The organism is Acinetobacter sp. YH12134, assembly GCF_013418555.1.
Classification (GTDB): domain Bacteria; phylum Pseudomonadota; class Gammaproteobacteria; order Pseudomonadales; family Moraxellaceae; genus Acinetobacter; species Acinetobacter indicus.
Genome location: NZ_VPBT01000034.1, coordinates 1 through 20,771 on the forward strand (window position 1 = coordinate 1; position 20,771 = coordinate 20,771).

The 20,771-nt window shown below is 46.3% G+C and carries 25 protein-coding genes; 15 read left to right on the forward strand and 10 right to left on the reverse strand.

Annotation, left to right across the window (positions count from 1 at the left end; genetic code table 11):
* Positions 1-152: 152 nt before the first annotated feature.
* The 3 genes from FTU69_RS13910 to orn form a co-directional block, all read right to left on the reverse strand.
* Positions 153-956: an enoyl-ACP reductase gene (locus tag FTU69_RS13910; protein WP_005182307.1), complete on the reverse strand. Its 804-nt coding sequence runs from the start codon at positions 954-956 to the stop codon at positions 153-155.
* Positions 957-1,104: 148 nt separating this feature from the next.
* Positions 1,105-1,839 carry a Bax inhibitor-1/YccA family protein gene (locus FTU69_RS13915; RefSeq protein ID WP_016659546.1) on the reverse strand — a complete coding sequence of 245 codons (735 nt, stop codon included), beginning with the start codon at positions 1,837-1,839 and terminating at the stop codon, positions 1,105-1,107.
* Between the two features lie 255 nt (positions 1,840-2,094).
* Entirely contained in the window at positions 2,095-2,649 is a 555-nt protein-coding gene (gene orn / locus FTU69_RS13920) for an oligoribonuclease (RefSeq protein WP_005182297.1), read from the reverse strand.
* A gap of 125 nt (positions 2,650-2,774) precedes the next feature.
* On the opposite strand from orn, the gene rsgA reads away from it, so the two are divergent.
* The 4 genes from rsgA (at position 2,775) to secB (ending at position 5,114) form a co-directional block, all read left to right on the forward strand.
* Positions 2,775-3,833 (forward strand): small ribosomal subunit biogenesis GTPase RsgA, encoded by a 1,059-nt coding sequence (gene rsgA, locus FTU69_RS13925; RefSeq protein ID WP_168396153.1) that lies wholly within the window; start codon positions 2,775-2,777, stop codon positions 3,831-3,833.
* Between the two features lie 96 nt (positions 3,834-3,929).
* Positions 3,930-4,337: a rhodanese-like domain-containing protein gene (locus FTU69_RS13930; RefSeq protein ID WP_005182291.1), complete on the forward strand. Its 408-nt coding sequence runs from the start codon at positions 3,930-3,932 to the stop codon at positions 4,335-4,337.
* A gap of 20 nt (positions 4,338-4,357) precedes the next feature.
* The gene (gene grxC / locus FTU69_RS13935) at positions 4,358-4,615 is read left to right on the forward strand and encodes a glutaredoxin 3 (RefSeq protein WP_005182284.1); all 258 of its coding nucleotides are present in this window, start codon (positions 4,358-4,360) and stop codon (positions 4,613-4,615) included.
* Positions 4,616-4,655: 40 nt separating this feature from the next.
* Entirely contained in the window at positions 4,656-5,114 is a 459-nt protein-coding gene (secB, locus tag FTU69_RS13940) for a protein-export chaperone SecB (RefSeq protein ID WP_005182282.1), read from the forward strand.
* Positions 5,115-5,187: 73 nt separating this feature from the next.
* Here the strand turns inward: secB and coaBC are convergent, their stop codons facing one another.
* A complete protein-coding gene (gene coaBC, locus FTU69_RS13945; protein WP_005182280.1) occupies positions 5,188-6,462 on the reverse strand; it encodes a bifunctional phosphopantothenoylcysteine decarboxylase/phosphopantothenate--cysteine ligase CoaBC in 1,275 nt (424 codons plus the stop codon).
* 113 nt (positions 6,463-6,575) lie between these two features.
* Between coaBC and radC the strand changes: the two genes are divergently transcribed.
* Both radC and FTU69_RS13955 read left to right on the forward strand, forming a co-directional pair.
* Positions 6,576-7,271, forward strand: coding sequence for a DNA repair protein RadC (radC, locus tag FTU69_RS13950; protein WP_005182279.1), 696 nt, complete (start codon positions 6,576-6,578; stop codon positions 7,269-7,271).
* A gap of 70 nt (positions 7,272-7,341) precedes the next feature.
* Positions 7,342-8,253: a bestrophin family protein gene (locus tag FTU69_RS13955; RefSeq protein WP_005182277.1), complete on the forward strand. Its 912-nt coding sequence runs from the start codon at positions 7,342-7,344 to the stop codon at positions 8,251-8,253.
* A 48-nt stretch (positions 8,254-8,301) separates the two neighbouring features.
* Here the strand turns inward: FTU69_RS13955 and FTU69_RS13960 are convergent, their stop codons facing one another.
* The gene (locus FTU69_RS13960; protein WP_180104059.1) at positions 8,302-9,177 is read right to left on the reverse strand and encodes a PHP domain-containing protein; all 876 of its coding nucleotides are present in this window, start codon (positions 9,175-9,177) and stop codon (positions 8,302-8,304) included.
* A 44-nt stretch (positions 9,178-9,221) separates the two neighbouring features.
* Between FTU69_RS13960 and FTU69_RS13965 the strand changes: the two genes are divergently transcribed.
* Genes FTU69_RS13965 through mnmC form a run of 4 tightly spaced genes read left to right on the forward strand, consistent with a single transcriptional unit; the run spans position 9,222 to position 12,563 of the window.
* Positions 9,222-9,833, forward strand: coding sequence for a septation protein IspZ (locus FTU69_RS13965; protein ID WP_075175311.1), 612 nt, complete (start codon positions 9,222-9,224; stop codon positions 9,831-9,833).
* Positions 9,834-9,864: 31 nt separating this feature from the next.
* A complete protein-coding gene (locus FTU69_RS13970; RefSeq protein ID WP_180104060.1) occupies positions 9,865-10,167 on the forward strand; it encodes a YciI family protein in 303 nt (100 codons plus the stop codon).
* A gap of 5 nt (positions 10,168-10,172) precedes the next feature.
* Entirely contained in the window at positions 10,173-10,655 is a 483-nt protein-coding gene (locus FTU69_RS13975; protein ID WP_005182267.1) for a hypothetical protein, read from the forward strand.
* A 30-nt stretch (positions 10,656-10,685) separates the two neighbouring features.
* Positions 10,686-12,563, forward strand: coding sequence for an FAD-dependent 5-carboxymethylaminomethyl-2-thiouridine(34) oxidoreductase MnmC (gene mnmC, locus FTU69_RS13980; RefSeq protein ID WP_180104062.1), 1,878 nt, complete (start codon positions 10,686-10,688; stop codon positions 12,561-12,563).
* 187 nt (positions 12,564-12,750) lie between these two features.
* Here the strand turns inward: mnmC and FTU69_RS13985 are convergent, their stop codons facing one another.
* A complete protein-coding gene (locus FTU69_RS13985; protein ID WP_005182260.1) occupies positions 12,751-13,065 on the reverse strand; it encodes a rhodanese-like domain-containing protein in 315 nt (104 codons plus the stop codon).
* Between the two features lie 91 nt (positions 13,066-13,156).
* Between FTU69_RS13985 and FTU69_RS13990 the strand changes: the two genes are divergently transcribed.
* The gene (locus tag FTU69_RS13990) at positions 13,157-13,645 is read left to right on the forward strand and encodes a YajQ family cyclic di-GMP-binding protein (RefSeq protein WP_005182257.1); all 489 of its coding nucleotides are present in this window, start codon (positions 13,157-13,159) and stop codon (positions 13,643-13,645) included.
* 28 nt (positions 13,646-13,673) lie between these two features.
* Positions 13,674-14,180, forward strand: a complete 507-nt coding sequence (locus FTU69_RS13995; RefSeq protein ID WP_104473309.1) for a DUF4442 domain-containing protein — start codon at positions 13,674-13,676, stop codon at positions 14,178-14,180.
* A gap of 64 nt (positions 14,181-14,244) precedes the next feature.
* On the opposite strand, the gene FTU69_RS14000 is transcribed toward FTU69_RS13995, so the two are convergent.
* The 3 genes from FTU69_RS14000 to FTU69_RS14010 all read right to left on the reverse strand — a co-directional run bounded on the left by FTU69_RS14000 (position 14,245) and on the right by FTU69_RS14010 (position 16,013).
* On the reverse strand, positions 14,245-14,613 hold the full coding sequence (locus FTU69_RS14000) for an acyl-CoA thioesterase (RefSeq protein WP_171525181.1): 369 nt from the start codon (positions 14,611-14,613) through the stop codon (positions 14,245-14,247).
* Between the two features lie 71 nt (positions 14,614-14,684).
* Positions 14,685-15,116 (reverse strand): thioredoxin TrxC, encoded by a 432-nt coding sequence (trxC, locus tag FTU69_RS14005; protein WP_180104061.1) that lies wholly within the window; start codon positions 15,114-15,116, stop codon positions 14,685-14,687.
* Entirely contained in the window at positions 15,117-16,013 is an 897-nt protein-coding gene (locus tag FTU69_RS14010) for an alpha/beta hydrolase (protein ID WP_005182237.1), read from the reverse strand.
* Between the two features lie 124 nt (positions 16,014-16,137).
* Here FTU69_RS14010 and FTU69_RS14015 point away from each other — a divergent pair, with 124 nt between their 5' ends.
* Positions 16,138-16,473, forward strand: coding sequence for a TIGR01244 family sulfur transferase (locus FTU69_RS14015; protein WP_005182227.1), 336 nt, complete (start codon positions 16,138-16,140; stop codon positions 16,471-16,473).
* Positions 16,466-16,888 carry a beta-lactamase hydrolase domain-containing protein gene (locus FTU69_RS14020; RefSeq protein WP_163142846.1) on the forward strand — a complete coding sequence of 141 codons (423 nt, stop codon included), beginning with the start codon at positions 16,466-16,468 and terminating at the stop codon, positions 16,886-16,888. Before FTU69_RS14015 ends, FTU69_RS14020 begins: the two co-directional genes overlap by 8 nt.
* A gap of 150 nt (positions 16,889-17,038) precedes the next feature.
* On the opposite strand, the gene FTU69_RS14025 is transcribed toward FTU69_RS14020, so the two are convergent.
* Positions 17,039-19,039 (reverse strand): hypothetical protein, encoded by a 2,001-nt coding sequence (locus tag FTU69_RS14025; protein ID WP_168381899.1) that lies wholly within the window; start codon positions 19,037-19,039, stop codon positions 17,039-17,041.
* A gap of 151 nt (positions 19,040-19,190) precedes the next feature.
* On the opposite strand from FTU69_RS14025, the gene FTU69_RS14030 reads away from it, so the two are divergent.
* Positions 19,191-20,567, forward strand: coding sequence for a dihydrolipoyl dehydrogenase (locus tag FTU69_RS14030; RefSeq protein ID WP_168381898.1), 1,377 nt, complete (start codon positions 19,191-19,193; stop codon positions 20,565-20,567).
* The last annotated feature ends 204 nt before the right edge of the window (positions 20,568-20,771 follow it).

Here is a 20,771-nt window from a genome sequence, read left to right on the forward strand (position 1 = left end):
TGCTTGGCATCATTGTTCTGTAATAAATAGCTAAAAAAAAGTGTGGCTATTTTATACAAAATAACCACATAAAACATCGCTTCAACCCGGCCGCTTGTTTATCAATATGTAACTATCCGATAAAAAGCCGGCACAGGTTGAAACATTCCGACTTATTCTGCGTCCATCATGGCGGCGCTCATACCCACGGTATTAAAGCCAGCATCTACATACAGAATTTCACCGGTAATCCCGTTTGCCCACGGTGAGCACAGGAATAATGCAGCATTGCCCACTTCTTCAATGGTGACATTACGTTTTAATGGGGCAATTTTTTCGTTGGCATCCAACATCTTACGGAATGACTTAATTCCTGATGCAGCCAATGTACGGATTGGACCGGCAGAAATGGCATTAACACGAATGCCTTCAGCACCCAGGCTAGAGGCTAAATAACGCACCCCTGCTTCAAGCGAAGCTTTGGCCATGCCCATCACGTTGTAGTTTGGCATTACACGCTCAGAACCCTGATAAGTCAGGGTTAATAAACAGCCTTGGCGCGCCTGTAATAATGGTTTTGCGGCACGCGCCATCGCAACAAAGCTATAGGCGCTGATGTCATGCGCAATTTTAAAACCTTCACGGTCGGTCACATCAGTAAAGTCACCATCTAAGGTATGGGCTGGTGCGAAACCAATTGAATGCACCACGCCATCCAGACCATCCCAATGTTGAGCAAGATCGACAAAGACCTGTTCAATTTCAGCATCTACCGCAACATCACAAGGAAGAACAATTTTAGAACCAAACTGTTCTGCAAATTCATCCACACGTTTTTTCAATTTTTCATTCGGATAGGTAAAAGCCAGCTCTGCACCTTCACGATGTAAAGCCTGAGCAACACCAAATGCAATGGATAATTTACTCGCAATACCCGCGATTAAAAAGCGTTTGCCCGCTAATAGTCCTTGTGCCATGTGAATCTCACTCATATTGATTTTGCAGTATCATGCCAATTCTGAGCCAATTCGGAAATTGCATAATGCGCCTTTTTTTCAATTCCTCCGAAGAAAGTAAAAATCGCGCAAAGGTTGCGCGATTTTAATGTCGATAAATGCCGGGAAGTTAATCATTGCTTTGCAATAAGCCCAGCAAACGCAGGAAGGAATAATACATCCAGACCAAGGTAGCCAATAAGGCAATGGCACTCAGCCATTCCATGCTTTTCGGTGCGCCTTGTGCCGCGCCGGTTTCAATCAGATCAAAGTCTAAAATCAAGTTTAAAGAGGCAATCACGGCCACAAATGCTGCAAAGCCAATTCCAAGCCAGTTGCTTTCAAACAGATAAGGAATACTCGACCCCAAGGCCAGACTCAGAAAGATTTGCACCACAAACACCATCGCAATCGCAATTGAGGCCGACATCACCACCGCCTTAAATTTTTCAGTGGCGCGAATTACCCGAGTACGATACAGCACAAACATCACCAATGTGGTCACAAAGGTAGCCAGCAAGGCCTGTAATGGCACACCCGGAAACTGCAACTGGAAGATCACTGAAATCCCGCCCAGAAAGGCCCCTTCAAACAGCGCATAGGGAATGGCCAGCGTGCGCGCTGTATTTGGCTTAAAGGTGGCCACCAAAGCCAGAATCAGTCCGCCAATGGCACCGACAATTGCGCCAGCATAGGCAATAGAAAGATTGGCGGTCAGGAAACTGTAGAAAAACAGGCCGATGCCCACCACGGCGGCAATTAAAGTCAGCAGGACAGATTTTTGGATTGCTCCCTGCACGCTCATCGGCTGGGCATAATCACTCGACACCTCAACGCGTGTCAGGATCGGGTTATTACTTTGCATGATTTAAGGTACTCCGATCATTGCGGCAAATGGGTTTTGAAATACTCATTGCTCCTATCATAAGCGCGCAGCTGCATCCTGTCTAAATAATCACCAAAAAGATTACATCTTTATAACGGGTAATATCTCTGGATCACATCCGAATAACAGCAAATGAAAAACGATAGAGATAAAAAAAGAGGCCCAAAGCCTCTTCTTAAGCGCTGTGGATACGCTCGTCCCCACAGTGCAAATAGATGGATGATGAGCAGATACTTATTTATTCATAATAAAGAAATATTCACGATAGTATTTCAGCTCGGCAATCGAGTCACGGATGTCATCCATGGCCAGGTGAGAAGCATTTTTCTTTAAGCCGCTCATAATTTCCGGACGCCAGCGTTTGGCCAGTTCTTTAACAGAAGATACATCCAGATTACGGTAATGGAAGAACTGCTCCAGCTCCGGCATTAACCGGTGTAAAAAGCGACGGTCCTGACAGATCGAGTTACCGCACATCGGCGAGGTTTTTGGATTGACCCATTTTTTCAGGAATTCCAAGGTTTGCTGCTCGGCATCCTGCGCGCTCAGTTTACTGCGACGTACACGCTCAATTAGCCCCGACTGACCATGCTGACGCGTGTTCCATTCATCCATGGCATTTAAAATACGATCTGATTGATGCACGGCCAGTACCGGACCTTCCGCCAGAATATTTAAATGATCGTCTGTCACAATGGTGGCAATTTCAATAATCTGATCATTATCGGTATCTAAACCTGTCATTTCCAGGTCAATCCAAATTAAGCGGGTATCAGGCGTGCTGCTCATAAATGTGCAATCTTATTCGTCTTAAAAACGGCTATAGTAGCAAATTTCTGTGTTCTTGGGTGTCATTCTGCCCGTGCTTCATGCTATTTTTGCACTCCAGATTTCATGGTTTTTTTAGGATATGAATGGCTTTAATTCGTAAGCGTCGCCTGACTGAACAGCAACAACGCCGCATTCAGAAACAGCAGCAAACCCGGCAGGAAGATATAGACAGCTCCAATGATCTGGAAGGTCTGGTGGTGCAGCATTATGGACGCCAGCTGGAAGTACAAGCCCTCTCCGTGCCGGAGCAGCATCCTGAAAAACCCGTAGTGGCCGAAGGTGAACCTGAACCGTTCTGGAAACCGATTGAACTGGGCAGCATCTGGCGCTGTCATACCCGTACCAACCTGGAATTACTGGTTACCGGTGACCGGGTTAAATGGCAGGCCGATCCAAATACCGGCCTGGGCATTATTAGCGCGATTCATCCGCGTCAGTCTTTGCTCACGCGCCCGGACCGTTACCACAAAGTCAAACCGGTAGCGGCCAATATCTCGCTGATTGTGATTGTGTTTGCACCGCTGCCAGAACCAGCACCGGGTCTGATTGACCGCTATCTGGTGGCCTGTGCCGATGCCAATATTCCGGCGCTGCTGATCCTGAACAAATCCGACCTGCTCACCGAAAATGATCCGATTCTGGATTTACTGCAAGAATACCGTGAGTTGGGTTATGAAGTGATGCAGACCCAGTCCGATGCAGATCTGACTGAACTGTCCAACCGTTTAAAAAATGAAACTGTGGCCTTTGTCGGTCAGTCTGGCGTGGGTAAAAGCACCCTGATTAATGCCATCGTGCCGGAAGCGGCGCAGAAAACCAATATCATCTCAGAAAACTCGGCCCTGGGTCAGCACACCACCACCTCCACCCGCTTAATTCCGTTTGGTGAAGGTTCGGCGCTCATTGACTCACCGGGCATCCGTGAATTTGGCCTGTGGCATTTGACGACTGAAAAAATCCAGCAGGGTTTTCCGGAAATTGAAAATCTGCTCGGTCACTGTCAATTCCGTAACTGTACCCATAAGCACGAAAAGCAATGTGCCTTGCGTCAGGCGGCAGCAGCGGGTGAGATTTTAACGCGCCGGCTCGACAGTTATTTGCGTCTGATTGATGAAGTCAACGAAGCCCAGCAAAAAAATTAGTTTAATTGCAGCCCGACCCTTGAAGCGGTGATTTTGATCACCATATTTATAGGCTATACTCTGTGACAATTTTTGAAATTGTAATTTAGGTGACTTGTGGAACGTTGGTTCGAGTTTATGGGGAATCACCCCTTCTTGTTTGGAACACTGGCAGTTTTGGTGGTTTTATTCTTCATTTTGGAAGGCCAACGTAACGGGCGTAAAATTTCCCCACAATCTTTAGGGATTCTGGTGAAAGCCAAAAATGCCATGCTGATTGATTTACGTGATGCCAAAGACTTCCGTGAAGGCCATATCAGCGGCAGCCGCAACATTCCTTACAGCAAAATTTCAAGCCATATTGAAGAGTTAAAAACCGCTGACCGTCCATTGGTATTTATCTGCAATTTAGGTCAAATTGCCGGCACTGCCCTGCAACAGGTAGGCCACGCAGATAGCTATCGTCTGGATGGTGGGATCAGTAACTGGAAAGCACAAGGCTTACCTTTAGTAAAAAGCAAATAATCCGCTTGAGGAGATTAGCAATGGCTGAAGTAACGATTTATTCAACAACTGTATGTCCATATTGCGTACGTGCAAAACAGCTTCTTGAGCGTAAAGGCGTTGTCTATAAAGAAATCAATTTATCCAACGAAGCACCAGAAGTCCGCACTGAACTGATGCAGCGCACCAACCATCGTACTGTTCCACAAATTTTTATTAATGAGCAGTTCATTGGTGGTTTCGACCAGCTTTACGCCCTTGAGCGTGAAGGCAAACTCGATGACTTACTGGCGTCATAATTTCAGTTAATTTTCTGTTCATATTTTTAAGGAATAAAGAATGAGTGAACAACAACAAGCTCAACCACAATTGGCATTAGAGCGTATTTATACAAAAGATATTTCTTTTGAAGTTCCAGGGGCACAAGTATTTACCAAAGAATGGCAGCCTGAACTGAATATCAATCTGTCGTCTTCTGCAGAAAAGATTGATCCAACCCACTTTGAAGTGTCTTTAAAAGTTGTTGTTCAAGCCAACAATGCCGGTGATACAGCATTTATTGTAGATGTCACTCAAGCAGGTATTTTCCTGATTGATGGCGTAGAAGAAGAACGTCTGCCGTATATTCTGGGTGCCTACTGCCCGAACATCCTGTTCCCGTTCTTGCGTGAAGCAGTGAATGATATGGTTACCAAAGGCAGCTTCCCGCAATTGCTGTTAACGCCAATCAACTTTGATGCTGAATTTGAAGCCAACATGCAACGCGCACAAGCCGCTGCTGCAGAAGGTCAGGCTTAATTGCATTAAGGCATTTAAGTCCAGCACGAAAAAGCCCTGCACTTGCAGGGCTTTTTTATTTGTTCTGACAAGATCAGAAGGCTTCGTCCTGCGCCGGATCATGGTGCAAGGCATCATGAATGGCTTCAACCAGCTGCTGGGCAATTTCCTGCTTGGAGGCTTTCTCCAGATCGCGTTTTGGCAGATGATAGCCTTCAGCAAAGAACACCGTCATGGCATTTTCATCAGAGGCAAAGCCGATGTCTGCACGGGACACATCATTGCAGGCAATCATATCCAGCTTTTTCGCCACCAGTTTGCCGGCCGCATATTCCTCCACATTGCGCGTTTCAGCAGCAAAGCCGACCATAAACGGACGTTTGTCCTGCTGCGCGATAGTCGCCACAATATCCGGATTCTTGATTAAGGCGATATCCAGTTCATCTCCGGATTTTTTGATTTTGTGCTCTGCAACTTCAGCCACGCGATAATCGGCAACCGCCGCGGTGGCAATAAACACATCACAGCCTTCATCCAGCAACTGCATACTGGTGTCCAGCATCTGCACGGCTGAAGAGACATTAATACGGCGGACCCCGTTTGGTGTATCCAGACTGACTGGCCCGGCAATCAGCGTAACTTTGGCGCCAGCTGCATAGCAGGCTGCTGCCAGGGCAAAGCCCATTTTCCCGGTACTATGATTGGAAATATAACGTACCGGATCAATTGCTTCACGGGTTGGCCCGGCGGTAATCACCACATGCTTGCTGGCCAGTAAGCCAAATTTTTCAGCAATCGCACGCTGCGCTTTATGGAAATAATCGGTGACCTGACGCGCTAGCTCTTCCGGCTCAGGCATACGGCCCAGACCGACATCACCACAGGCTTGTGAGCCGGATTCCGGCATAATCACATGCACGCCATCGTCTACCAGCGTCGCCAGATTGCGCTGCGTAGCTTTGGCCGCCCACATCTGCTGATTCATGGCCGGTGCCACCCAGACCGGGGCACTGGTGGCCAGATATAAAGTCGATAACAAGTCATCTGCCAGACCGGCGGCAAATTTGGCCAGGGTGTCACAGCTGGCCGGTGCAATCAGCACCAGATCGGCCCAGCGTGCCAGTTCAATATGCCCCATGCCGGCCTCGGCTTCCGGGTCCAGCAACTGGGTATGCACCGGATTGCCCGACAACGCCTGAAAGGTCAGCGGTGTAATAAAGGCTTGTGCCCCTTCGGTCATCACCACCCGGACGTTAAAGCCAGCGTCCTTTAAACGGCGAACCAGAATGGCACTTTTGTAGGCGGCAATACCGCCAGTAATACCCACAATAATATTTTTATTAGGAATGACACTTAAATCAAAACTCACGAACAGCTTACCTTTCTGTTGCAGTGGGGCTCACAATAGCATTAAATATTGTCATTCCCAAGACATGTCTGGGCGAAATCCATAACAATTCATCACCAATAAGTCTAATAACAATGAACTTCAGTATTAAACATTGGCCGGAACAGGAGCGTCCGCGTGAACGCCTGATCCAGTACGGCGCGCACAGTCTTTCCGATGCCGAACTGCTGGCTATTTTCCTGCGCTCCGGCTCCCAGCAGTACTCTGCCGTTGAACTGGCCCGTCATTTATTACAGGCCTTTGGCAGCCTGAATGCGGTACTCGATGCCGCCCTGCCCGATTTAAGCCAGTTTCATGGCATGGGTCCAAGTAAATACAGCCAGCTGATGGCGGTCAAGGAATTGGGCCGGCGCTATACCGCCCAGCATTTGCAGCAGGACAAACTGGAACTCAGCTCCTCCCGGCTGCTACTGGACTATTTACGCTTTGAACTGCTCGGTGAAACTCAGGAAGTATTTGCAGTATTGTGCCTGGATGCGCAGCTGCGCAAAATCTGTTTTAAGAAACTGTTTTTTGGCGCGCTCAATTCATGTGAAATTTCGATCAACCAGCTGCTACGCTTTGCCATCCAGAAAAACACTACGGCGCTGGTGATCAGTCATAATCATCCTCAGGGACAGCCACAGCCCTCACCGGCCGATTTACAATTGACCCAGCGCATCCAGCAGGCCTGCCAGCTGGTTGATATCCGCCTGATTGATCATTGTATTATTGCTCCCGAAGGCAGTTTTTCCTTTGCTGAACATCAACTCATCAAGTCGACATTTTAAGCAGCGCAACATATTGACAAAAACCCGGCCAGCACAGAAGATCATGAAAAACTTAAGCTGATTCCCAGACATGATTGTACGTGACCAACCGAGCGTATTTAGGCTGTTATTTTCCTGGCGAGGTACCATCTTACCGAAGGTGTTACCACCTTTGGGCGTGGTCATGTTGCTGTCGGCGATTGTCGGCGGCCTGTCCTATGTCGGGTATTTTCACTTCTCTGATTTCCCCCTGATCGGCTTTACCTTAATTGGGGTGGTGCTGTCGATTTTCCTTGGCTTTAAAAATTCGGCCTGTTATGACCGCTGGTGGGAAGCCCGCAAACTGTGGGGCATGTTAATTGCCAATGCGCGCCATTTTGACCGCGACTGCCGGATGCTGGCCCAAGGCCGCCGGGAACGGGTGATTCAGCATGTGATTGTGTTTGCCAATGTGTTGCGTGACCGTCTGCGCCATCAAACCGCCAATCCAACCGAACTGGTAGAAACAAGTGGCATGAGCCAGCAGGCCGTAACCCAGCTTTACCAACAGGCCAATGCACCGCAATACACCCTCAGCCTGATTCAGTGGGAACTGATGCAGGCCCTAAAAGAAGGTGAAATTTCCGATATTATTTACAGTCAGATGAACCAGCATGTGATGGAACTCAGTCTGGTGCAAACCGGTTGTGACCGAATTGCCACCACCCCGCTGCCGTTTGCCTATTCAGTGCTGCTAAACCGTACCGTGTACTTTTTCTGCTTTATGCTGCCGTTTAGCTTGGGCTCGACGCTGGGGCTGGCGACACCACTACTGGTCGGGATTCTGGCTTATACCTTCTTGGGGTTGGACGCCCTAAGCTCGGAAATTGAAGAGCCATTTGGTACGCAAAGTAATGACTTGCCTTTAGATGCGATGGTGCGCACCATTGAAATCGAATTACTCTCGACTTTGGGGAAACCGACACCACCACCAATTCAGGCACAGGACAATAACCTGCTCTAAAGCAAAAAACCTCAGCCCAGCTGAGGTTTTTTTGATGCTGAAATACGTTTACGCAGTCAGCGCCGGTGATGGATTGACAAAACTTTCCCAAATTCCGACCTGCCCCGGTTTCAGGCTGGGAATATTGCCCAGTTTCATCCACGGCATATTTTCACCATGAAAATCGCTACCGACCGAGACTTTTAAGCCATGCTCGGCAATCATCCGGTCCACCATCTGCCGGGTGGAGCTTGGATCAATCGCCGGCGGTAACTCGACGGCATCTCCACCAAATTTGGCGAAAATTTCAATTAGGTAACGGATATTGGTCGCCGACAGGTCATAACGGGTCGGATGCGCCAGCACCGCAAAACCGCCACTGGCATGAATCACCTGGATAGTATCTTCCAAGCCCAAGCCTTCAAATTTCACATAGGCTTTTTTGCCTTCTTTAATGTATTTATCAAAGGCCTGCTGCGGCCGGCTGACATAGCCTTTTTCCACCAGGGTTTTGGCAATATGGGTACGGGTCACCCGATCCGGCACATTATCGACCTTGGCAATCACATCGGCATAAATATCTTCACCAATCAGCGGAATCAGCAGCTCGCAAATCTGTTTGGAGCGCGCAGCACGAATATTTTTTTGCTGGGCCAGTAGTGCCGCCATCGGCGCCGGATTTTGCATATTCAAGGCCACAATATGCACAGCATAGCTTTTTTTGGTCGCCGGTCGTGACCACTGGCTGGAAATTTCTACGCCAGATATGAGCTTAATCCCGTGATTTTTCGCTGCTTCCTGAGCCAGTGCAATTCCATCCATGCTGTCATGATCAGTCAATGCCAGCGTATGGATCGACAGTTCAGCTGCTGCAGCAATCAATTGCTGCGGACTTAAAGTTCCATCAGAAATATTGCTATGTGTATGTAAATCTACGCCGTGCATCTCTATACTATGACATTTATTTGATCAGATTTAGATACTCTAACATGAAAGCACTTTTAGACTTTGTGCCACTCATTATTTTCTTTTATTTATATAAAACTGTAGATCCAAAAGATACCCACCATCCTTTGCTGCAAATGATCGGCTCTGCCGGTGGTGTGGATAACAATAACATTCTTGTGGCCACCACTGGTCTGATCATTTCCATGTTAGTGGTGTATGGCGCATTATTTGTCTCTCAAAAATTCCGTTTGGACAAACAGCAGTGGATTGTGCTGTTTATGACCGTGATTTTTGGTGGTATTACCCTAATGCTGAGCGATGACTTCTATATTCGCCTAAAAGCTGTCTTGCTGAATCTGGTCTTTGCTGGCGCCTTCCTGCTGTCACCATGGTTCAGCAAAGATCGCAAGCCGTTAATCCAGCGTCTGTTTGGACCAGTGTTTAATTTAAGCGACAAAGGCTGGCTGAAACTGAACTATGCCTGGGTCGGGATGTTTCTATTAATGTCCTTCCTGCACGGTTTCTTTGCCTATATCTTTATGGGTGGAAAATACTGGGGAGAATTCACTGCTTTTGGTGACATGATTGTGATGTTTTCCTTTATCATTATTCAGTTTATTGTATTGCGTAAATACTTTAAAACTGCCGAATAAATCCTTCAGTCCGCTTGAGCGAGAATACCTTATGCCTTTATTTGTGGTGACCTGTACCGATAACGAAGGAACCGTCGAAAAACGTCTGGCCATTCGTCCGCAACATCTTGAACGTCTGCAACAGCTGGATGATGAAGGCCGTCTGATTGTCGCCGGTGCGATGCCGAAAGATCCGACCAATCTGCAAGCGGGTTTTTATGGCAGTACCATTATTGTCGATTTTGATTCTCGTGAAGCCCTTGATGCCTGGCTGCAAGATGAGCCATTCCTGAAAGCAGGCGTCTATGGCCAGATTGAAGTCAAACCTTTTAATAAAGCATTTCCTAAAGGATAAGCTGCATGCGCGTTGTTGTCCCGAGTCTACTGGGTCTATCCTTCTTCTGTTCTGCACTGTGGGCCGTTGAACCGGCTGCACCCGCTGCTGTAAATACCACGGCTCAAGTCACGCCAGCGGTCGCAACGCCAGCCAAACCGGCGATTATACCGGCTGTGGCCACCACCACAGCACCGGCAACGGCCAACCAGCCGCTGACCGCTGAGCAGCTAGCCAAGAATAAAGCGGCACAGGAAGCTAAAATCAAGGCGCTGGTCAAAGATCAGGAAAGCCGCCTGCAACAGCTGGAAAAAGCCAATCTGGAAGCACTGGCGCAAAACCAGGAACTGCAGCTGAAAAATGACAATCTGGGTGTACAGGTTCAGGTCTTACAAAGTGAACGTAGCGCGCAGATGTTTCTTTACGGCGCAGCCACGCTGGCTGTCGGCGTATTGCTGGGCTTTTTGGTGGCCAGCTATGTGTATACCAAACGTCGCCGTCAGTGGTAATGTTCTGCTTCATTAAAGGTAATCTGGGTGTTGTCTAATCGCATTCAAACCGCCGATCTCGATTGGCAATATATTGAGGGCATTGATGTCCCGGTGTCGAAACAGTTTGGGGATGTCTACTTTTCCAAGGACAATGGCCTGCTGGAAACTCGGCATGTGTTTTTAAACGGTAATGACCTGTCCGAGCGTCTAGCAGCCCTGCAAGATTATGAATATTTCTGTGTCGGAGAAACCGGCTTCGGCACCGGCCTGAATATTCTGGCCTTATGGCAATTGTGGCAACAGGTGCGTCCTGAGAATCACAGCCATTTACATGCCATTTCGGTGGAGAAATTTCCGCTTTCCAAAGCCGATTTAATTCGCGCCTTAAATGCCTGGCCAGAATTAAAACCTCTGGCCGATCAGCTGATTGCCCAGTACCCATTACCACTGGCCGGCTGTCATCGCCTGTCGTTTCCGGAGCAGCGTTTTTCTATCGACCTTTGGCTCGGTGATGCGCACGATGTCTTTCCGATGATGGCCAAAACCACACAGGTCAATGCCTGGTTTTTAGATGGCTTTGCGCCCTCCTGCAATCCGGATATGTGGGAAGAACAGGTGCTCAATCATATTATTCGCCTGTCAGATGTCGGCACTACCTTCGCTTCCTTTAGTGTAGCCGGGGTGTTAAAGCGAGGTTTAAGACAGCACGGGATTCATATTTCCCGGCCGCGCGGGTTTGGCCATAAACGCGAAATGCTAAAAGGCATCTGGTTAGCGCCAGAAGAACCGCTTAGCCCAGAACGGGAAACTGAACCAGCAACCTCAGTTCCTTCGACCTCTGTACAGCAACGGCATATTGCCATTATTGGTGCCGGTATTGCCGGTTTAAGCATAGCTTGGGCTTTTGCCCAGCGTGGCCATCTAGTTTCTCTGTATGATCAAAGCGCGCCACTGGCGGGTGGCTCAGGTAATCCGCTAGCCCTGCTCAATCCGAAGCTCTGTGCTATTGAACAGAGCCATACCCATTTAATGACCCTGGCCTGGCAACATGCCTTAAATCATTATGCAAAGTTTCAGGCCTTCCGCCCGATTCAGGTCAATCAGCTTGGGCTAAAAAATCCGGAACAGCTGCTGGCACTGGCCGATGAATATCCGCCAGGTATTCTGGAAAAAGATTTAGACGCACAGCTGCGATCAGAATTTCCTGCCCTGCGTCTGCTACAGGCTGGCGCGGTGTCGCCACATCAACTGTGTGCGGAGATTCTGGCGCATGAGCGGATTCAATATCAGCAGGCCAAAATCACTCAGATTCACCCGACAGATCGACCGGAACTGTTCAGTGACAACCAATCTCTGGGCCAGTTTGATCATGTCTTTGTCTGCACAGCCCGTGAATCTGGCCAGTTTTTTGAACATTATCCGCTGTTAAAACCGATTCGGGGTCAGGTCAGCTGGCTGAAGAATACCCAGCAACCGCTGCGTTTAGATAGCGCCTATAGTTATGGCGGTTACTGTATGCAGCTCGATGCAGAGCAGTTGATTTTAGGCGCGTCTTTTTATCCGGGTCGGGATGATGCCGAAGTCTTACGAGAAGATCATGAACATAATCTGGCGCTGATCCGTAGCGTCTTCCCCGACTATGCGGACACCCTGCCTGATCCACACAGCTGGCAAGGCCGTGCGTCAATCCGTGCGCAAAGTCAGGATTATTTCCCGCTGCTTGGAGCACTTGAAACCGGACAGCAAGTCTATAGCCTGACTGGACTCGGTTCCAAAGGTTTTCTGTTTGCACCGCTATGCAGTGAAATTCTGGCCGCACAGATTTTAAATGAGGCCTGCCCGGTGCCGATGCAGGTACTGGAGAAACTTAACATCCGCCGTTTTCAAAAGAAAGCCAAAGCCAAGAAACCGTATTTTAAGGCCTAAGCTAAAAACGTTGTATAGATCGAGAATGATGGCCCGGTTTAGTTTGAAAGATCAGGCTTAGTGTGGAAGTCGAGGAGAGCATTTATTTTCTTCATTTAAAATGCTTGATCATATGAGGGAATGTTCTGATCTTTTTTAGTCAATGATAAACAGTGTTCATAAAAAAGCGCCTGACGGCGCTTTTTGCTTATTGCCCTTGAACCAAAGGCAAACCGGCATCACGTGCAGCACGGGTACCGCCCATCAGCACCACATATTCACGTGAGCTGTCCAGCTCTTCTAACAATTCAGCCGCGCGCGGCGCTTTGCTGCCACCGCCACATAAGATGTAAATCGGTTGATCCGCTGACACCTGAGTCAAGCTATCTGCTGACAAGTTGGCAATTGGCTGATTGACTGCGCCTTGAATATGCGCTTCAGCATAAGCACTTGCATCACGGACATCCCAGATGATTGCATTTTCTGGGAACTCAAATGTTGTAATTTCTTGCTTACGGATCATTGTGCACTCCTTTGATGTAAACAACACTTGGCAAATGAAGAAAACATCCCTAGCATCTCAGATATTCTTTCCATTTGTAAAGGTCTAAACTATGCCATCTTTCGATATTGTTTCAGAATTAGAAATTTTTGAAGTAAATCATGCAGTTCAGAATACTCAAAAAGAAATCGCAACACGTTTCGATTTCCGTGGTCAAGATGTTTCTATCGAACTGAATGAGAAAGCCAAAGAGATCAAAATCAAAACCGAAAGTGATTTCCAATGTGAACAAGTATATACCATGCTGGAGAATCATTTTTATAAACGTAAGATTGATGTACAGGCGCTAGACCCGCAAAAAGCCACGGCCTCAGGTAAAAATGTGATTCAGACGGTGAAGCTCAAAGATGGTCTTGACTCTGATACCGCGAAAAAAATTAATAAAGCCATTAAAGAAAGCGGCATTAAAGTGCAATCTTCTATTCAGGGCGACAAAATCCGTGTGACGGATAAAAAACGCGACACCTTGCAGCAAGTGATGGCGTTTTTAAAAGAACAGCAATTTGGTCTGCCACTGCAATTTAACAACTTCAAAGATTAAGCTCTTTGTTCCCGCATAGGAATCGATCATGGCACAAGCAAATCGTTTAGCAAAATTAGTCAAAGCGACGGCAAAATTTCCACAGGTGATTCGCACCACTTTGTGGAGTAAAGCCTTTGGCCGGATCGTGCCTATGGTGGGGACAGCCAAATTAAAATATCTTGAGGTCAGCCCGGCCAAAGTGGTGGTGAAAATTGACAATCACAAGGCCATGCAAAACCATATTGGCCAGGTACACGCCTGCGCTATGGCACTGATTGCAGAAACTGCCACCGGCTTTGTGACTGGCATGAATGTGCCCGATCATTCGATTGTGTTAATTAAAAGCTTTAAGGTTGATTTTAAACGCCCGACCCAAGGCGCCATGACCGCAGTCGCGACGCTGACAGCAGAACAGCAGCACTTGATGCAACACACCGAAAAAGGTGAAACGCTGGTTGCAGTCGAAGTGACCGATGAATCGGGTGAAGCACCAATTCAATGTGAAATGCTTTGGGCCTGGGTCAGTAAAGATCAGCTTAAAAAAGCCCGTTAACCCGCTTTAAGCCATCAAAAATCCCAGTTTCAGAACTGGGATTTTTGATCTTTGAGCGCACAAATTATACGGCTTGCGATTCTAGATACTTCTGCTTCACTTCCTCGGAAATCTGACGCTTGTTGCCTTTGACATCCACCGCGACAAAGGTAAATACACCTTCGGTAACGCGTTTTGCTGCACGTGAACTGTCATGGCTGTCCCAGACTTCAATCTGCATCTGAATTGAGGTATTGCCCAGTTTCAGGATTTTGGTATAGCAGCTGATCACATCCCCCACTTTCACAGGCACCAGAAAGGTCATCTGGTTAATGGCAATGGTGGCACAGCGGCCTTGGGTAAAACGCTCGGCATGAATTGCCCCGGCCAAATCCATCTGCGAAACAATCCAGCCCCCGAACACATCTCCACTCCAGTTGGTATCGGCAGGCATAGCAATGGTTTGAAGAGAGAGCGTCCCTTCCGGTTTTAGTTGAGAATCTGACACATTCGCTCCGGGCATGATTAAGGGTTTGAAGTTAAGTGCTGATCTAACCACTGTTTCAGTTCGGTCGATCTTAACGCGCCGCTTATTCTAGCAATTTCGGTGATCTTATTCATCAACACCAGCGTGGGAATACTGCGCACATTAAAGGCACTGCTTAAACGCGGATTTTCTTCAGTATTAATTTTGGCAAAAATTACCTGTGGATACTGCGTGGCAACCTGGGCAAAATGCGGCGCCATCATCTTGCAAGGTCCACACCACTCTGCCCACAGGTCGATCAGGATTGGCAAATCACTGTGCTGGATAAACTGGCTAAAATTCTGCTCATTCAGGTCAATCGGCGCCAGTGGAATTAAAGCCTGATGACATTGTCCGCACGTTGGATGGGCAGTTAGCTTATCCTCCGGAACACGGTTTTTGGCACTACAGGCTGGACAGACAACAATCATTTAGCTTACTCCAATATGCTGATGTAGAAATTCTAATTGAGTCTTGACGGCTTTTTCAAAATATTGGCCATGATAAACATCAAAATGCTGCATATCCCATTCATGATATTGCACATAAGGCGCAATATTGGTGGCTGTTTCACGACTCGATTCAATCGGGATCAGGCTGTCGCGTTTGGCGGCAATAAACAGCACCGGAATATTAATCTGGCGCACATCCTGAATCGGCCGATAACGGATCAGATGAAACAGCGCCCGTGCCGGAATCTCGCCACTCCAGTAAAAATCTGGATGTAAAATCGACAGATAACCTTCATAACTATCCGCCGTCGGTAAGAAACACAGCCCTTTCGGATCAACTACCGGCAAGGTTTTTGGCATTAAGCCAACTTTAGCGCCCATATAATCCTGACTGGAAATTTTTAAGGCACGTGGCAGCTGCTGAATCGGATACAGCTTGGCACTGGCCGCGCCATCTACAAATGGCACCTGCACCATCACTGCTTTTAAATGGTTTAACTGCGAAGCCAGAGTTAAGACATAGCCGCCGCTTAATGCTGTACCCCAGAGGATAATCCGTCGACCATCTACCGATTGCCGTTCCTGTACATGCGAAATCATGGTACGCCAGTCATCCAGCTGCCGCGACAAAGATACCAGCTCCCGCGGACGCCCGGTACTACCGCCCCAATAGCGATAATCAAACAGCACCACCGCATAACCGGCGCGGGCAAAGCGTTTGGCATATTGCACCAGCTTGAACTGACGCAGGCCGGCCAGACCATGCGCCATTAAAATCACGGCTGGTTTAGTGGAAGTTTTTGGCAGGTAAAAATCGGCAGCAATGACCTCCTGACCGCTTTTGACATAGAGAGGCTCGACAGTATAGGCATGCATGGCTGCTCCAGTGCGTTGTTTTATGGTTGTAATCGTTTATAAATATTTCAGAACAATCTGCGCGAAAATCTGGCTAGTGGTATTATAGAGCATAATATTCAGATATGGATGATGGAGTGGCATTATGAGTGAGCATGTTGGCTTTGCAGGTCAAATTGGCCCGGAACACGTAACCCAAGTGGTTGAAAAAGGCTTTAAATCAATTATTAACAACCGTCCAGACATGGAAGGTGGCCCGGAACAGCCGACCAGCGCACAAATTGAAGATGCAGCGCGTAATGCAGGGCTGGATTATGTCTATCAGCCGGTGGTGGCTGGGCAAATTACCGAGTTGGATGTCCGTACCTTTGCCAATCACTTTAATGAATTGCCAAAACCGGTTCTGATGTTCTGCCGTACTGGCAACCGCTCAAACAACTTATATCAACTGGCCAAACAAATGGACCTGTTAGATGACTAAATCGTTGTGGATGGGGATGGTTTTAGTACTCTCGATGACCACGACCTCCCTATGCGTTGCTGCCAGTGATTTTAGCCGTGCGTTAAATGCCAATCTTAGTGTTTCGGGGCAAATGACACCTGAGAAGTTTAAGACCTTGCTGCAAGATGGGTTTAAATCAGTGATTGTGAACCGCCCTGATCAGGAAGCAGGCAACACGGTGAAAGTGAACCAATTACGTGACATTGCCGAGAAATCACGGGTTAGCGTGATTTATCAACCCGTAAGCAGCGGTGCAATTTCTCAGGCCGATGTGCAGGAGTTTGCGAAGTACTATAACGAACTGCCGAAACCGATTTTAATGGTCTGTCGTAGTGGTTCACGCTCGGCAGCCCTATTTAATCAGGCAAAAAATCAGGGATTATTACATGAATAAAATCTGGATCATGCTGATTTGTACATGTGTATTGGCAGGTTGTAACTCCATGGATGTCCGCCCAACGGTGGGGGTGAGTGTGGGAACCTCTTTATAGTTTCTATTTAAACTCCCATAAAAAAACAGCGCCGAGGCGCTGTTTTTTTTATTTTAACGAATCGTGTATTCTTGTTTTGTAATTTGTCCTGTCGGAGCTGTTACAGTCAAGATTAAACTATCCCCCGAATCACATTCTTTTAAGCGGTATGAATAATTTACTTGTGTACTCGATGCAAATGTTGATGGCGTTAGTAAATTAAACACAGCTGGAACGGTTGCATTACCACTCCATAACTCTGCTGAACATGATTTTTCATTATCTTTAGTATTATCTTCTGCTTGTACGGCTACTGTTGTTCCAGTCGGCATAGGAACAGATTGCGCGCTATTACCAAATAGCTTGAACGTAAAGTTTGTTTTGCTTGTAGTCACAGCTACATCTTTAATTGTTGGCACATCATTACTAAATGAGAAGACTAACTGTTGACGTATTACTGCAGAAAGTTCTGAACTACATGTTCCTGAGATATTTGGTTGAGCAAAAGTACTGACTGCACAGGTATTCCCCACTGCCCCACGTTTATATAAAAACTCACCTAAAGCTGCTTCAAAAATCGTATTCTCATTATCATCACGGAAGAAGTCACCAATATTGCTCGTGAGCTCATCAATACCCGCTGTATATAAATTATCAGAGTTCTTATCAATATAAGATTTATCGCCTTCAACATAAGCTAAAACGGTTACGCGATTATCAACTGGACGTGGGTTCTGAGTCTGTAAAACAACACTACATTCTCCATCAGTTGTTGAACAATTCGGCGTAATACTTCCGCCCTCTGTAACAAAACTTACAACTGTACCATCAGGGACTTTATTACCAACACGATCTCGTAAACGCGCAACAATCGTAGCTTTGTCGCCATCAATATCCCATTGTAATGCATTCTTAGTTACAGATAGACTCAAACCATTTTGTGTAACACGTCCTGTTGCAACAGAAACATCTTTTGTCAATGCTGTAACACTTCTATCACTAGCAAGGGTGGCTTTAAGCTCCACAGGTCCTGGTATACTACCAGGGAAGATATCTACGACAATCTTACCTTCATCATTAGATTGAATTGTTTTTTCTTTTTTGTTATGCAGTGTAATAAAACTAAGATCATCTGGCGCATAAATCAGCTCAACCAATACAGCTTGGTTCTTAGCAGGCAGATTATTTGAATATACTGTAAATTCAACCTTACCAGATGCACTAGAACCACTATTAGCGGCACCTAACTTAACTTCACCTGAACTATATACAAGTGAATTGGCTTTAATCGGATTAATTGTAATATTCTTAGTAGTCGTCGTTGCACCATTATTTGCACTAATACTAATAACTTGAGTGCCATTACATAATTGGCCTCCGTTAGATATGGCAGTATAAGTTGTTTCAACTAAACCTTGATTTGAGTTTACTGTGTTATTCGTAAACGTTCCACAATCTGAGCTAAAAGTTACTTGCACATTATTTTGTGCAATATTTGTCGAGCTATCGACAGTTTTTAGACTAATTTTAACAGAACCACCTGCATCAATAGTTGAATTATCAAATACAAGATTATCAAACTTAGTTTTCAGAGCTTCAACAGATACAAAGGTATCGCTTGTATTGGCAGTATTACCACCAATTTCTGCATTTGCAGCAATTTTAAAAATACCAGTTTTAGTTTCATCTACAGGCTTAATTCCAATTTTTGCAATTCCATCAGCATTTGAGAGCACTGTAGCATTTGAAGTTTCAAAACTAATATTTTCGCCCGTGAATGTTACTAATGCACCACTTACTGGCTGACCATTTTGGTCAGTTACTTTTACACTCGCACTTGCACCAAGAATTGTTAAAGCTGTAGTTTTTTGATTATTGTTGTCAAAAACTTCAACATTAGTGATATTTAATTTAGCAACTACTGGTGTTTCAATACCGTTATCAGTACCCGAACCTCCACCAGTAGTATTTTCATTTTGGTTATAATACCCGTCACTACCACCGCCACCACAGCTTGCAAGTAAAATAGAAATAGCAATGGCAGACAACTTTAAAGGTGTTTGTTTATTAAACATGAAATCCCCCTAGAACTCTCAATATAGAGAGTTTTTATAAATATTTATTGGGTGCTATGTAACCATAGTTACTGCTTTATGTAAATGAAAGGATGATAAATGTTTTACTTGTGTTAGCCTAAAATTATTTATTATGTGAAGTTATCTACATATGTACGATCTCATCATTATTGGTGCAGGCACAGCAGGAATCACTGCTTATCAAGAAGCCATCAAGCACACACAAAATATTCTTATTATTAATGACGGTTCCTGGGATACAACCTGCGCCCGAGTCGGTTGTATGCCCAGTAAAGTGCTGATTTCTGCTGCCCATCGCCTACACGATTTACACGAGGCAGATAAAGTCGGTCTCAACGTCAAAGCACAGGTTGATACCACACAGGTGATGCCGCATGTCCGCGCTTTACGTGACCATTTCACCCAGGCCACTTTAAAAGAAGTCGAAAGCTGGGATGCACAACACAAAATTCAGGGCAAGGCAGAGTTTATTGATGCTCAAACCGTACAGGTGAATGAACAGCAATATCAGGCCAAAGCTTTTATTCTAGCTGTCGGCTCTACCCCGACCTATGACGCTGAATGGAAACAGCAACTCGGCGAACGACTGATTACCTCAGATCAAATCTTTGAACTAGACATCATTCCTAAATCTTTGGCCGTGATTGGCAGTGGCGTCATTGCACTGGAGCTGGCTCAAGCCATGCAACGGTTAGGGTGTGATACCACAATATTTGCGCGAAGTCGCCGTGTTGGTGCACTGACCAGTCCTGATCTACAACAACTCGCCCAAGATATTCTCAGTAATGAATTAAAGATTAAGTTTGAAGTCTTACCGCAAAACGTGGAAAAGGTAGGCAATCAGGTCAAGCTTGAGTTTAGCGAGCAAGGTCAAACGCAGCACCTTATGGTTGATTATGTACTGGTGGCCACCGGCCGTCGTAGTCATTTAGATTCGCTGAATCTACAACAGATTGACTCTCAATTCGGTAATCTTAAAGAGCTACCGATTGATCCACAAACCAAACAACTGGGAAATTACCCAATTTTTGTGGTTGGTGATGCACATACCTCTACCCCCATTCAGCATGAAGCAGCCCATGAAGGCCGAAGTGCAGTGCATAACTGCCTTAATTATCCAAAACTGAAGAATTTAAAAGACTTAACACCGCTGAGTATTGTGTTTAGTCAACCGGAAATGGCAATTGCTGGCCAAAGCTATAAACAGCTTAAAAACAAGAACATCGACTTTGTGATTGGAAAAGTGTCTTATGAGCGTCAAGGTCGGGCGATGGTTCTGGCTAAAAATAAGGGTGTTGTCGAAATTTATATTGATAAACGTACACGCCAATTATTAGGTGCAGAACTCTTTGTAAAATCTGCCGAACATTTTGCCCATACTTTTGCCTGGCTAATTGATGAAGGGGTAACGTTAGATGAACTTCTTGCTAAGCCTTTCTATCACCCGACGCTTGAAGAAGGTTTAAGAACGGCTTTAAAACATGCTCGCCGACAGCTAAGAGATTAAGAGGGAAGCTTATCTTCTCTCTTTGCTCTATTTTTCTCATTTCACTGTCATTTTTGATTCTACTTATCTTTATTTCCCACACAAATTTCCCACATAAAAAAATCCCCCAAGCTTTTGCTCGGGGGATTTTGAATTAATGAGCTGGCGATGACTTACTCTCACATGGGTAACCCCACACTACCATCAGCGCTAAGAGGTTTCACT